This is a genomic window from Micromonospora sp. NPDC007220, from assembly GCF_040634035.1.
Lineage (GTDB): Bacteria > Actinomycetota > Actinomycetes > Mycobacteriales > Micromonosporaceae > Micromonospora > Micromonospora reichwaldensis.
This window is the reverse complement of record NZ_JBEYEU010000005.1, coordinates 110275-123303: the sequence shown is the minus strand read 5'-3', so window position 1 is coordinate 123303 and position 13029 is coordinate 110275. Positions and strand designations below refer to the sequence as shown.

10 protein-coding genes are annotated in these 13029 nt (G+C 76.7%); 5 read left to right on the top strand and 5 right to left on the bottom strand.

What is annotated here, in order from left to right; all coding sequences use genetic code 11:
* The first annotated feature begins 94 nt into the window (after nucleotides 1–94).
* Genes ABZ573_RS12975 through ABZ573_RS12965 form a run of 3 tightly spaced genes read left to right on the top strand, consistent with a single transcriptional unit; the run spans nucleotide 95 to nucleotide 5828 of the window.
* On the top strand, nucleotides 95–2551 hold the full coding sequence (locus ABZ573_RS12975; RefSeq protein WP_358118083.1) for a glycoside hydrolase family 3 C-terminal domain-containing protein: 2457 nt from the start codon (nucleotides 95–97) through the stop codon (nucleotides 2549–2551).
* Nucleotides 2548–3606 (top strand): LacI family DNA-binding transcriptional regulator, encoded by a 1059-nt coding sequence (locus ABZ573_RS12970; protein ID WP_151456477.1) that lies wholly within the window; start codon nucleotides 2548–2550, stop codon nucleotides 3604–3606. Before ABZ573_RS12975 ends, ABZ573_RS12970 begins: the two co-directional genes overlap by 4 nt.
* A complete protein-coding gene (locus tag ABZ573_RS12965; protein ID WP_358118081.1) occupies nucleotides 3603–5828 on the top strand; it encodes a glycoside hydrolase N-terminal domain-containing protein in 2226 nt (741 codons plus the stop codon). Before ABZ573_RS12970 ends, ABZ573_RS12965 begins: the two co-directional genes overlap by 4 nt.
* Before the next feature lie 58 nt (nucleotides 5829–5886).
* Here ABZ573_RS12965 and ABZ573_RS12960 read toward each other — a convergent pair whose 3' ends face one another.
* The 4 genes from ABZ573_RS12960 to ABZ573_RS12945 form a co-directional block, all read right to left on the bottom strand.
* Nucleotides 5887–6396, bottom strand: a complete 510-nt coding sequence (locus ABZ573_RS12960; RefSeq protein WP_358118079.1) for an NUDIX domain-containing protein — start codon at nucleotides 6394–6396, stop codon at nucleotides 5887–5889.
* Between the two features lie 10 nt (nucleotides 6397–6406).
* Complete coding sequence (locus tag ABZ573_RS12955) at nucleotides 6407–7258, bottom strand: SDR family oxidoreductase (protein ID WP_358118077.1); 852 nt, start codon at nucleotides 7256–7258, stop codon at nucleotides 6407–6409.
* Nucleotides 7255–8574 carry an FAD-dependent oxidoreductase gene (locus tag ABZ573_RS12950; RefSeq protein ID WP_358118075.1) on the bottom strand — a complete coding sequence of 440 codons (1320 nt, stop codon included), beginning with the start codon at nucleotides 8572–8574 and terminating at the stop codon, nucleotides 7255–7257. Before ABZ573_RS12950 ends, ABZ573_RS12955 begins: the two co-directional genes overlap by 4 nt.
* Before the next feature lie 61 nt (nucleotides 8575–8635).
* A complete protein-coding gene (locus ABZ573_RS12945; protein ID WP_225852478.1) occupies nucleotides 8636–9286 on the bottom strand; it encodes a TetR/AcrR family transcriptional regulator in 651 nt (216 codons plus the stop codon).
* Nucleotides 9287–9356: 70 nt separating this feature from the next.
* Between ABZ573_RS12945 and ABZ573_RS12940 the strand changes: the two genes are divergently transcribed.
* Together ABZ573_RS12940 and ABZ573_RS12935 are read left to right on the top strand one after the other, a co-directional pair.
* Nucleotides 9357–10709: an MFS transporter gene (locus ABZ573_RS12940; RefSeq protein WP_358118073.1), complete on the top strand. Its 1353-nt coding sequence runs from the start codon at nucleotides 9357–9359 to the stop codon at nucleotides 10707–10709.
* 146 nt (nucleotides 10710–10855) lie between these two features.
* Nucleotides 10856–11980, top strand: a complete 1125-nt coding sequence (locus ABZ573_RS12935; protein ID WP_327028306.1) for a hypothetical protein — start codon at nucleotides 10856–10858, stop codon at nucleotides 11978–11980.
* Between the two features lie 11 nt (nucleotides 11981–11991).
* On the opposite strand, the gene ABZ573_RS12930 is transcribed toward ABZ573_RS12935, so the two are convergent.
* Nucleotides 11992–12981 (bottom strand): WYL domain-containing protein, encoded by a 990-nt coding sequence (locus ABZ573_RS12930; protein ID WP_327028305.1) that lies wholly within the window; start codon nucleotides 12979–12981, stop codon nucleotides 11992–11994.
* Nucleotides 12982–13029: the final 48 nt, after the last annotated feature.

Here is a 13029-nt window from a genome sequence, read left to right as displayed (position 1 = left end):
CGGCCGCCACCCCCACCGCGACGCCGCTCGCGCCACCGTTCGTCGAAGCGCTTCGACACGGTCGTGACGCGGACCCACGGAAGGCGACCCGACCATGACCGACCACCCCGCCCCCTCCCCGCAGGCCATCGTCGACGACCTGCTGGACCGGCTCACCCTGCCGGAGAAGCTCGGCCTGCTGCACCAGTGGCAGGCGCCCGTGCCCCGCCTCGGCCTACCCTCCTTCCGCACCGGCACCGAGGCGCTGCACGGGGTGGCCTGGCTCGGCAAGGCCACCGTCTTCCCGCAGGCGGTCGGGCTTGCCAGCAGCTGGAACCCCGAGCTGGTCCGGGCCGTCGGCGCCGCCGTCGGCGACGAGGTGCGCGCCAAGCACCACGCCGACCCCGAGCGGGTCGGCCTCAACGTCTGGGCGCCGGTGGTCAACCCGCTGCGCGACCCCCGCTGGGGACGCAACGAGGAAGGCTGGTCCGAGGACCCGTGGCTGACCGGGCGGCTCGCCACCGCGTACGCCCAGGGACTGCGCGGCGACCACCCGCAGCGGCTGCGTACGGCGCCGACGGTCAAGCACTTCCTCGCCTACAACAACGAGACCGACCGGGCCACCACCTCCAGCGACCTGTCCCCCCGGGTGCTGCACGAGTACGAGCTGCCCGCCTTCCGCGCCCCCCTCGCCGCCGGCGCGGCCGTCGCCGTGATGGCCTCCTACAACCTGGTCAACGGGGTGCCCGCGCACCTGAGCCCGCTCATCGAGAACGAACTGCGCCGCTGGACGCCCGAGGAACTGCTGATCGTCGGGGACGCCGGCGCGGTGACCAACATCGCCGGGGTGCAGGGCCACCTGCCCGACCACGTCAGCGGCTTCGCCGCCGCCCTGCGCGCCGGGATCGACAGCTTCACCGAGGACGACGCCGACAGCGCCCCGACCGTCGCGCGACTGACCGAGGCGCTCGACCGGGGGCTGATCACCGGGTCCGACGTGGACCGCGCCGTCCGGCGGATCCTCGCCGTCCGGGTCCGCCTCGGCGATCTGGACCCGCCGCGCGACGACCCCTTCGCCGGCGTCGCGCCGGACGCCGTCGACCGCCCTGCGCACCGGGACCTGGCCCGCGAGGCCGCCCGCCAGTCGATCGTGCTGCTGCGCAACGACGGGCTGCTCCCGCTGACCGACGCGGGCCTGCGGGTGGCCGTGCTCGGCCCGCTGGCCGACGCCGTTCACGAGGACTGGTACAGCGGCACCCTGCCGTACGCGGTGACCGCGTACCAGGGCCTGGCCGAGCGACTGTCCACTGTCACCACCCACCCCGGCACCGACCGGATCGCGCTGCGCGTCGGCGGGCGCTACGTCGGCTGCCCGGACAGCCCCGACGGCGGCCCGCTGACCGTCGGCGCCGACGCCACCGGGTTCGACGTCTTCGACTGGGGACGCGACGTGGTGGCGCTGCGCGCCGCGGGCAACGGCCGGCACGTCGGAGCCGACGAGGCCGGCACACTCGCCAACGACCGCCCGGGACCGGGCGGCTGGGTCGTACGCGAGACCTTCCGCTTCCACGACGGCCCCGACGGCACGGCGCTGCTGCACCACCTCGCCACCGACCGGTACGTCGCCGTCGACGCGGACGGGCGGCTGCGCGCCGACGCCCCGACCCCGGGCGACGCGACCCGCTTCACGGTGGAGCTGCTGGCCGACGGGGCCGCCGAGGCCGCCGCCCTGGCCGCCGAAGCCGACGTGGCGGTGGTGGCGCTGGGCAACCACCCGATGGTCAACGGCCGGGAGACCGAGGACCGCGTCGACCTGGCCCTGGCCACCGGCCAGGAGACGCTGCTGCGGGCGGTGCACGCCGCCAACCCGCGCACGGTGCTGGTGGTGACCAGCAGCTACCCGTACGCCGTCGGGTGGGCCGAGAGGCACCTGCCGGCGGTGCTCTGGTCGGCGCACGGCGGCCAGGAGCACGGCACCGCCCTGGGCGACGTGCTGCTGGGCGACGCCGAGCCCGGCGGCCGGCTCACCCAGACCTGGTACGCCGACGCCGCCGAACTGCCCGACCTGCTCGACTACGACGTGATCGGCTCCGACGCCACCTACCTGTACCACCGGGGCGACCCGCTGTACCCGTTCGGCCACGGGCTCAGCTACACCCGCTTCGAGTACGCCGGCCTGCGGTTGAGCGTCGACGAGGCCACCGCCGGCGAGGAGGTCGAGGTGAGCGTCGAGGTCACCAACGCCGGCGACCGCCCCGGCGAGGAGGTCGTGCAGCTCTACACGCGCCAGCGCCGCTCCCGCGTCAAGCAGCCGCTGCGCCAGCTGCGCGACTTCGCCCGGATCAGCCTCGCGCCGGGGCAGCGGCAGGTGGTCCGGCTGCGGCTGCGTACCGCCGAGCTGAGCTGGTGGGACGAGACCCGGGGCCGGCGGGTGGTGGAGGACGCCACCCACACCGTCCTCGTCGGGCGCTCCGCGCGCGACGTGCGGCTGGTCGGCACCCTCGCCGTACGCGGCGACGAGGCGGCGGGCGACGGCCGGGCGGCCGTGCCGGCGTCGGGGCGGGCGCGGTGAGCGGGGCGCGGGGGCGCCCGTCGCCCGGGCAGCCCACCATCGCCGACGTCGCCCGGCACGCCGGGGTCGCGGTGAGCACCGTGTCGTACGTGCTCAGCGGCAAGCGCGTCATCTCCGAGGTGACCCGCAACCGGGTGCTGGCCAGCATCCGGTTGCTCGGCTACCACCCGCACGCCGGGGCGCGGGCTCTGGCCAGCCGGCGGGCCAACGTGATCGCGCTGGTCCTGCCGCTGCGCGCGGGGATGCAGGTGCCCGTGGTGATGCAGTTCGCCATGGCCGTGGTCACCACCGCCCGCCGTTTCGACCACGACGTGCTGCTGGTCACCTCCGACGAGGGGCCCGCCGGCCTGCGGCGCGTCGCCGCCACCGCCCTGGTCGACGGCGTCCTGGTGATGGACGTGGAGCTGGACGACCCGCGGGTGCCGCTGCTGCGGGCGCTGGCCCGGCCCAGCGTGCTCATCGGCCTGCCCGCCGACGCCACCGGCCTGACCTGTGTGGACCTGGACTTCCACCGGGCCGGGTGGGCCTGCGTCGCGCACCTGGCCGGGCTGGGGCACCGGCGCGTGGCGCTGCTCGGCGCGCCTGCCGCCGTCTACGACCGGGGCACGGGCTTCGCGCACCGCACCCGCGCCGGCGTGGTCGAGGCCGCCGCCGTGCACGGCGTCGACGCGGTGGCGCTGCCCTGCGAGGAGGGGGCGGCGGCCGTGCGCCGCACCCTCGCCGACCTGCTGGAACGCCACCCTGACGTGTCGGGGCTGATCGTGCAGAACGAGGCCGCCGTGGACCCGGTGCTGGCCACGTTGCCCGCGCTGGGCCGGCGGGTGCCGCAGGACGTGTCGGTGGTCGCCGTCTGCCCCGACCGCTTCGCCGAGCAGGCCAGCCCGATGCTCACCGCCGTGCCCGTCCCCGCCGAGGAGATCGGCACGCAGGCCGTGTCGCTGCTGATGCGCAAGCTCGACGGCGAGGCGGTGCCGGAGGTCACCCTGCTGCCGCCCCGGCTGACGGTACGCGGCAGCACCGCCGCCCCCGCCCCGGCGGCGAGGGCCGGCCGGTGACGGCCGGACCGTCCCCCGCCGCGCACCGCATCGTCGACACCGCCCCCGCCGAGCGCTGGGAGGACGCGTTCCTCTCCGGCAACGGCGAGGCCGGGATCATGGTGTACGGCCGGCCGCACGCCGAACGCATCATCGTCAACCACCACCGCTTCGTCCTGCCCAACGGCACCCGCCACGCCCGGCCGCCCGAGCTGGCCGCCCTGCTGCCCCGCGTCCGTGAGCTGATCCTCGCCGACCGGCGCGCCGAGGCCAGCCGGCTGCTCGCCGGCGACGGCGTGCTGCGCTGGACGCAGTCGTTCCATCCCGGCTTCGCCCTCACCGTCGACGCCGTGGCGCCCGGCCCCGTCGACGACTACCGGCGCCGCACCGAGTTCACCACCGGGGAGGTCGTCGTCGAGTGGGCCGGCGGCCGGCGACGCTCGTTCGTCTCCCGGGCCGACGCGCTGGTGGTCACCCACGTCGACGCGGGCACCTGCGAGGTGGGCGTCACGGGGGACCTGCCGGGCCGGCCGGATTCGGTGCGCTACACCGTCGCCGCGTACCGCCGGGGGGAGCTGGTCTTCCTGCGGGTGCGGGGCCGCTACCCCGACGCGGGCGGCGCGTACGGCTTCGAGGGGCTCACCCTGCTGCGCGGCGACGTGGCGGTCCTCGGTGACGACCGGGTGGCGGTGCGCGGCCCGGCGCTGCTGACCACGGCGCTCGACCGCCCCGACACGCCGCCGTGGCGCACCGGCGAGCTGGAGGAGCGGCTGGCGGCCCACACCGGCGACGACTACGAGACCCTGCTGGCCCGGCACGTCGCGCTGCACGGCCACGCTTACGAGCGGGTGAGCCTGGACCTGCGGGTGCCGGACGCACAGCGGGAACTGCCCGTGGGCGAGTTGCTCGCGGCGCAGGACGCCGACGCGGGCACGCTGCGGCCGGCTCTGCTGGAGCGGCTGTTCCACGCCGGCCGGTACCTGCTGCTCAGCTCCAGCGGTGTCCTGCCGCCCCGGCTGACCGGGCTGTGGCTCGGCTCGTGGGACGCCGCCTGGGCGGGCGACTTCACCACCGACGCCAACCTGAACCTGCAACTGGCCGGCGCGAACGTCGGCGCCCTGCCGGAGGTGACCGCGGCCCACGCCAACCTGGTACGCGGCCAGGTCGACGACTGGCGGCGCAACGCGCGGGCGATCTACGGGGCCCGGGGACTGCTGGCGCCCAGCCGCACCGACGGCGAGCACGGCCACCTGTTCCACCTGCACGAGGACTGGCCCTTCGCCGCGTGGCTGCCCGGCGCGGACTGGCTGCTGCACCCGCTGCACGAGCAGCATTTGGTGACCGGTGCGCCCCTCGGGGAACTGGCCGGCTGGCTGGCGGAGGTGGCGGACTTCTTCGCGGACCTGCTCACCGTCACCGACGAGGCGGGCACGGTGGTCGTGGTGCCGTCGTACTCGGCGGAGACCGGCCCGCACGACGAGCGGGGGCGGGCGGTGCACGTGGCGGTGAACGCCACGATGGACATCGCCGCCGCCCGGCACGCCCTGCGTACCGCCGCCGAGGTGACCGGCTCGGACCGGTGGGCGGGGCTGCTGGGGCGGCTGCCCGCGTACCGGGTGGACGGGCGCGGGGCGCTGGCCGAGTGGGCGTGGCCCGGCTACCACGGCGATGACGACCACCGTCACGTCAGCCACCTCTACCCGGTGTGGCCGCTGGACGAGATCAACCCGGACGACACCCCCGAGCTGGCCCGGGCCGCGCACCGGGCGCTGACGCTGCGCGGCGACGAGAACCTCTCCGCGCACGGCAGCCTGCACCGGGCGCTGGCCGCCGCCCGGCTGCACGACGGGGCGCTGACCGCCGCGAACCTGCTGAAGATCGTCGGCAACGACATGTTCTTCCGGTCCCTGATGAGCGCGCACAACCCGGGCCTGGTGACGTACAACGCCGATGCCGCGCACGCCCTGCCGGCGGTGCTGATCGAGTCGCTGGTGCAGTCCCGCCCGGGGCTGCTGCGGCTGCTGCCGGCCGCACTGCCGGGCCTGGACGCCGGGGCGCTGCGCGGGGTGACCTGCCGGGGGCGCGTCACCGTCGAGGAGCTGTCCTGGTCGCCGGGGCGGGTGCGGGCCCGCCTGCTCTCCCCCGTCGCGCAGCGGATCAGCGTGCGCAGCCCGTACGGCGGACGGGACGTGGACCTGGCCGCGGCGACGCCGGTCGAGGTGGCCTTCGACGCCCCCGGATGAGCGGCGCTCGGCGTCGAGATCCGGGGGCCGCCTCCGCACGCCCTGCGCCGACGGGCGGTCAGAGCGCGTCGGGCCGGTCGAGCGCCGGATGCCGCTCGCCGGGAGCGGCGTGCCAGACGGGGGCGTCCTCGCGCAGCGCCGTGTCGACGCGCAGCCGCGCCCACTCGTTGATCTCCGGCAGGTCGGCAGGGTCGAACCAGGCCACCTCGATGGACTCGTCGTCGTTGACGCGCGGCTCGCCGCCCACCGCCCGGCACCGGAACCACACGTTCAGGTACTCGCAGACGTCGCCGTTGGGGTAGACGACGGGGTGGGTGGCGACGCCGGCGACCCCGTCGACGCGCACGTGCACGCCGGTCTCCTCGTACACCTCCCGCACTACCGCGTCGGCGGGTTGCTCACCGGGGTCGATGAGGCCGGCGGGCACCGACCAGCGGCCGTTGTCGGCGCGCCGGGCCAGCAGCACCCGTCCGGCGTCGTCGCGCACGACCGCGCTGACCCCGGGCAGCAGGAGCAGGTCGTGACCGACGTGGGCGCGCAGCCGGGCGACGTACGGGGAGATGGCCACGCCGGCCACGTTAGCCGGTGGCGTCGCGGTGCCGGCGCAGCATCCCGGCGGCCAGCGGCGCGGCGTCCAGGTCGCCGGCGGCGACCCGGGCGGCGACGGTACGGCGCACGAGCCGGTCGGCCAGCGTCGGGGCGTGCCGGGCGAGGGCCAGTTCGAGGCGTCCGCGCCGGGTGGTGGCCACGTCCCGGGGTGCCCGCCGGGCGGTGGCGGCGCGCAGGATCGCGGCGACGACCCCCGCCACCGGTTCCGGGCGGGACACGCCCCGTAGGGACAGGCCGGCGTCGGCGGTGCTGTCGTGGATCGGCGAGGCGACCATGCTCGGGTAGACGACGCTCACCCCGACGTGGGTGCCCACCTCGTGGCGCAGCGCGTCGGCGTAGGCGACCAGGGCCCGCTTGCTGACCCCGTACGCGGCGGCCAGCGGCAACGGCAGCAGGGCCATCCGGCTGGCGACGAACACCACCCGGCCGCGGGCGGCCTCCAGGGCGGGCAGCGCGGCGGCGGTGGTCCGCCAAGCGGCGAGCAGGTTCACCTCCAGCTGTTGGCGCACCACCGCGTCCGGTGCCAGCTCGGCCGGGGCGGGGCCGCCGACGCCGGCGTTGTTGACCAGCAGGTCCAGCCCGCCGAGCCGGTCCACGGCGGTGGCGACCGTGGGCGGCACGGCGGCCGGGTCGGTCAGGTCGCAGCCGAGCACCGGCACGCCCTCGCCCTCGCCCGGGTCGTGGTCGACGGCGACGGTGCCCGGTTGGCGGTCGATGCCGACGACGCGTGCCCCGGCGGCGGTGAACGCGGCGCACAGGTGTTGGCCGAAGGTGCCGCTGGCCCCGGTGACCAGTACCCGACGACCCGCCAGCCCGCTCATGCCGCGGCTCCGCGGGCGCGGCGGGTGCCGGCGGCCAGTTCCCGCCTCAGCTCGGCCAGGTACGCGTCGAAGTCCACCCGCATGGCGGGCCGGCGCTGCCCCCACCGGGCGGTGGCGGCGCGCAGTTCGGCCCGGCAGGCGGCGCGCTGCCGGTGCGGCTCGGGCAGCGCGTAGCGGCCGGACAGCTGCGCCGCGACCAGCTTGGCCTGCGCCTCGACCAGCGGGAACGCCGCACCGGTGGACTGCATCAGCCCGACGAACGCCAGCCCGGGCGCGTCGAGGTGGAACACGTGCCGGTACAGCGGCAGGGTGTCCGCCCCGTCGCCGAGCAGCGCCGGGTCGAGGAAGGGAATCTCGACCCGGTAGCCGGTGCACCAGATGACCAGGTCGACCTCGTCGACGCGGCCGTCGGTGAAGGTGACCCGGTCGCCGTCGAAGCCGGCGATGCCGGGGCGGGGCTCGATCTCGCCGTGGGTCAGCCGGGACAGCAGCCCGTCCGACAGCGTCGGGTGGTCCTGGAGGAAGCCGTGCGCGGGGGCGGGCAGGCCGTAGCGGGTGGGCGCGCCGACGGTGGCGGCGAGCATCCGTTCGGTGATGCGCTGGCGCAGCCGCCACGGCAACCTGCGGGCCAGGGCACCGTTGAGGGTGTCCGACGGGCGGCCGAGCAGGTGTTTCGGCACCACCCAGACGCCCCGGCGCAGCGACAGCAGGGTGCGCCGGGCCGCGTACGAGGCGTCCACGGCGATGTCCATCGCGGAGTTGCCGCCGCCGACGACCAGCACCCGCCGGCCGGCGAGCTGGTCGGGGCCCCGGTAGGCGTGGCTGTGCAGCTGCTCGGCGGTGCAGTCGCCTGGGTGTGCGGGGGTGGGCGGTTTCGGCACCCGGTTGTGGCCGTTGGCGACGACGACGGCGTCGACGGTGACCTCGACACCGCCGTCGGGTCCGTCGGCGTGCACCGTCCACCGGCCGTCGCCGCCCCGCTCGACCCGGTCGACGGTGTGCCGCAGCCGCACCGCGTCGTGCAGCCCGAACCGGTCGGCGTAGTCGGTGAGCCAGCCGGCGACCCGGGCGTGGTCGGGGTAGTCCGGCCAGTGCGCCGGCATGGGGTGGTCGACGAACTCGGTGCGGGCCTTGCTGGTGTTCAGGTGCAGGGTCCGGTAGGCGGGCGAGCCGGGTGTCCCGTACACCCAGAGGCCACCGACGCGGTCGGCCGCCTCGAAGCAGACGGCGGGCACGCCGACGTCGGCGAGCGCCTTGAGGGTGGCCAGTCCGGCAGCCCCCGCGCCGATGACCGCCACCCGGGGCTGTGCACCCATCGCCGGCTCCTCCCCGTTAATCCAACGTGCGTTGGATAGTGGCCCGGTACGGGCCGGCACGTCAAGGCGTCGCCGGCCCGTACAGCCCGTCGAGGAAGCGGTGCACGAAGGCGCGGAACTCCCGCCGCTCGCGCGCCTGCGACCCCCCGCCGGCGGCCAGGGCCACCACGTGCCCGTGCACCGCCCACACCAGGCTGCGCACCGTCACGTGCGGCGCCGGCTCGACCAGCGCCCCGGCCGCCGCGGCGGCGGTGAGCAGGTCGGCGACGAGCCGGTACAGCGGCGCCGCGTAGCGCTCGTCGAGTTCGGCGTGCCGCTGCGGCTCCAACCAGCGGCGCAGCCACAACGCGGTGGTCTCCGGCCGGTCCTCCAGGAAGTCCACGAACACGTCCACCAGGTCGTGCAGCGCCCGCCGGACCTCGCCCGGCCCGCTGTGCAGGGCCTGCCGGGCGCGCCCGGCCGCCGCCTCGAGCGCCTCCCGCTCGGCGGCGAAGACCCGCGCGAAGCAGGCGTCGTAGAGTTGCGCCTTCGTACCCGTGTGGTGCGAGACCGTGGCGACGTCGACGCCGGCGGCCGCCGCGACCTCCCGCAGCCCGACGGCGTCGAAGCCCCGCCGGGCGAACAGCGCGGTCGCGGCGGTGAGCACCACCTCCCGGGTCGGTCGGGTCTCCTCGCGGCGGGGCCGCCCGGGTCGACGGCGGGGCATGGTCATGGCCGCCATTCTGCCCCTACAATCCAGCATCCGTTGGATTGCGGGCGGCGTGCCCGCCGAGGAGGCCGCCATGACCGGGCTCGACCAGCAGCCGGCCGGTACGGACACCACCACCACCGCCCTGCCCCGGGGGCCGTTGCTCGGCTTCGCCGCCGGTTCCCTCGGCATGGGCGTCTGGGTGACGGTCCCCGGCCTGCTGCTGCTCTACTTCCTCACCGATGTGCTGGCCGTCGCCCCCTGGCTGGCCGGCCTGGCACTGCTGCTGCCGAAGATCGCCGACGTGCTGCTGCACCCCTGGATCGGGCACCGCTGCGACGTCGAACAGGCCCGCCGGGGCGACCGGCGCCGGCTGCTGCTGCTCGGCTGCGCCCTGCCGCTGGCCTTCGCCACGCTGTTCGCCGTGCCCGGCGGGCTCACCGGCGCGCCGGCCGCCGCCTGGGTGGCGCTCGCCTTCGTCGCCGGCAACCTGCTCTTCGCCGCCTACCAGGTCCCCTACCTGGCCACCCCCGCCGACCTGCGGATCGGCTACCACGAGCGCACCCGGCTGATGGCCTTCCGGATGGTGGTGCTGACCCTCGGCATCCTCGTCTCCGGGCTGCTGGCGCCCCTGCTGACCGGCGGCGAGGACGCCACCCGGGCCGGCTACCAGCGGATGGGCGTGCTGCTGGCCGTCGGGATGCTGGCCGCCATGCTGGTCGGCGTGGCCGGCATCGCCCGGCTGCGCCGGGCCGCCGCCGCGACACCCGCACCGCACGGCGGCGGCTGGCGGGCGCTCGTCGTGGCGCTGCGCGACCGACAGTTCCGTTGGCTGGTCGCCGCGTACCTGGCCATGTCCACCACCACCCACCTGGTCCTGGCCGCGGTGCCCTACTACGCCGAGTACGAGCTGGGCCGCCCCGCCCTGACCACCGTGCTGGTGGCCGCGTTCGTCGCCCCGGCGCTGCTGGTCACCCCGGCGTGGCTGGTGATGGCCCGCCGCGTCGGCAAGCAGCGGGCGCTGCTGGGCGCCCAGGGCGCCTTCGCGGCCGGCTCGCTGGTCCTCGCCGTCGGCCGTCCCGCCGGGTTGCCCCTGCTGGTGGCCGCCGTCGCGGTGCTCGGAGTCGCCTTCGCCGGCATGCAACTGCTGCCGTTCTCGATGGTGCCCGACGTCATCCGCGCGGGCGGCGGCGCCGCCGGCACCTACACCGGGGTCTGGACGGCCACCGAGGCCACCGGCGCGGCGCTGGGCCCGTGGGCGTACTCGCTGTGCCTGGCCGCGGGCGGGTTCGTCGCCTCCACCGCCGGCGAGGGCGTCACGCAGCCCGACGGCGCGCTGACCGCGATCCGCTGGGGCTTCGGGCTGCTGCCCGCGGCGGCGATGCTCGTCGCGCTGCTGCTGCAACGCCGCTACACCCTGGACCGCACGGCCCGCCCGGCCGGCTGAGCGGCCGACCGCCGCCGCCCGTCACAGGTCCGCCGCCGTCGCGCACCCGTCTTCGTCACGGGTCGGGCAGGCCGGGATCGCGGCGACCCGGGGGCGGCGGGCGCACCGCTGGTGGCCACCGGACCCGGCAGTAGACTCCGCCCTCGATGGACGCCGAGCCCACCCCCGCCGAGACCCGCCCCTGCGCCCACTGCGGACGCCAGGTGCCGCAGCGCGTCGGCGCCGGCCGGCCGTTCCGCTACTGCCGCGACAACGACGGCGCCTGCCAACGGGCCTCACGCAACAGCCGGATGCGGCACCGCAACGCCCCCGGCCTGCCCGGCCAGGTGGCCCGCACCTGGGAGGCGGTCGACCGGCTGGAGCAGGTCGCGGAGACCCTCGCCGACGCCCTGCACGCCGAGTTGTCCCCGGTGGGGGTGGAACGCCAGCTCGCGCAGGCCCGCGCCGACGCGGCGACGCAGGTCGCGGCGGCCCAGACCGAACGCGACGAGGCCCGCCGCGACGCCGAGGACGCCGCCGCGTCCGCCGTCCGGGCCCGCGAGGAGGCCCGGTCCGCCGCCGCCGAACGCAACGCCGCCCACGACGAGGCCCGGCGCGCCGGCGAGCGGGCCACGGCCGCCGTCGAACGCGCCGACCGGGCGGAGGCCGCCCGCGACGACGCCCGTCAGCAGGCCAGCGCCGCGGAGGCCCTGCGCACCCAGGCCGAACGCGACCGCGACACGGCCCGCCACGAGCTGCGCGCGCTACGCGTCGAGATCGACGCCGAACGCCGCCGCGGCACCGAACTCACCGGCGAACGCGACGCCGCCCGCGCCGACGCCGACCGGGCGACCCGCGCCGCAACCGAGGCCCTCGACCGCGCGCAGCGCCTGCACGCCGAGGCCGAGCAGGCCCGCGAGCGCGCCGGTCAGGCCCGCGCCGAGGCCGACGCCGCCCGCACGGCCGCCGCCGAGGCCGACGCGGCCCGGCAACGCGCCGAAGCCACGCACCGGGACGCCGAGGCCGCCAGGCGGCGCGCCGAGGCCACCGCCGAGCAGGCCCGCACGGAACTGGCCGCGCTCACCGGCCGGCACGACACGCTGCGCGCCGACCTGGCCGCCGCGCGCGAGGCCGCGAGCGCCGCCGAGGGCCGCGCTGCCGAGTTGACCGTACGGCTGCGCGCCGCCGAGACCGACCGCGACGAGGCGCAGCGGCGGGCGGCCCAGCTCGCCGAGCAGGTCAGCCACCTCGCCGCCGCCCTGGCCCACCTGGGCCCCCGCGCGACCGGCTGAGCTATCTCCGGTCACCCACGGGCGGTGGCGGTGTAGCGGCGGGCCAGCCGCGCGAAGGCGTCCCTGAGCTCGGCCGGGCCGACGACCTCGATGTCGACGTCGAAGCGGCCGATGGAGGCGGCCAGCCCCACCCACGACCACGAACCCAGGACGAGCCGGCAGCGGTGCGGGCCGAGTTCCTCGACTAGCGCGTCGTGCAGGTACCCGGACACCACAGCGGCCGGCAGGTCGAGGATCACCTCCCCGCGGCAGGGCCAGCCGTCGGCGCCCCCGGAGCCCTGGAAGCGGCTGGTCACGAAGGTCGCCACGTCACCCCCGGGCAGCTCACGTGGGGTGAACCGGGGCCCGGTGGGGGTACGCGGGCTGATCCGGTCGGCGCGGAAGGTGCGCCAGTCCCCGCGGTCGAGGTCCCACGCCACCAGGTACCAGCGTCCGCCCCACGTGACGAGGTGGTGCGGCTGCACCCGGCGCGGCGCGGGCAGCCCACCGTCGCCGTCGGCCTCCGGCGGGGTCACGGGGGTGTAGTCGAAGCGCAGCACCTCGCGGGCGTGCACGGCGGCGCCGAGCGCCATGAGCACGCCGCTGTCGACCTGCCGGGCCGCCCGGGTCGGGGACCGCTCGACGGCGGTGACCTGGAGGATGTCGATGCGGTGGCGCAGCCGGGCGGGCATGACCTGCCGGACCGTGTGCAGTGCGCGCGCCGCAGCTTCCTCGATGCCGGCACCGGCGGTCGTGGCGCTCTGCAACGCGATGGCCAGGGCCACGGCCTGCTCGTCGTCGAACAGCAGCGGCGGCAGCTGCGCACCGGCGGCGAGGCGGTAGCCACCGTCGGGTCCCTTGACGGCCGCGATGGGGTAGCCGAGCTCGCGCAGCCGCTCGACGTCGCGCCGTACGGTGCGCGCGCTCACGTCCAGCCGCGCGGCCAGCAGCCCTCCCGGCCAGTCCCGGCGTGCCTGCAACAGCGACAGCAACGCCAGCAGGCGTGCGGAAGTTTTCGGCATTCCCCCATGGTGCCCGCAGAAGCGGACACATCCTGTCCGCTTCGGCTG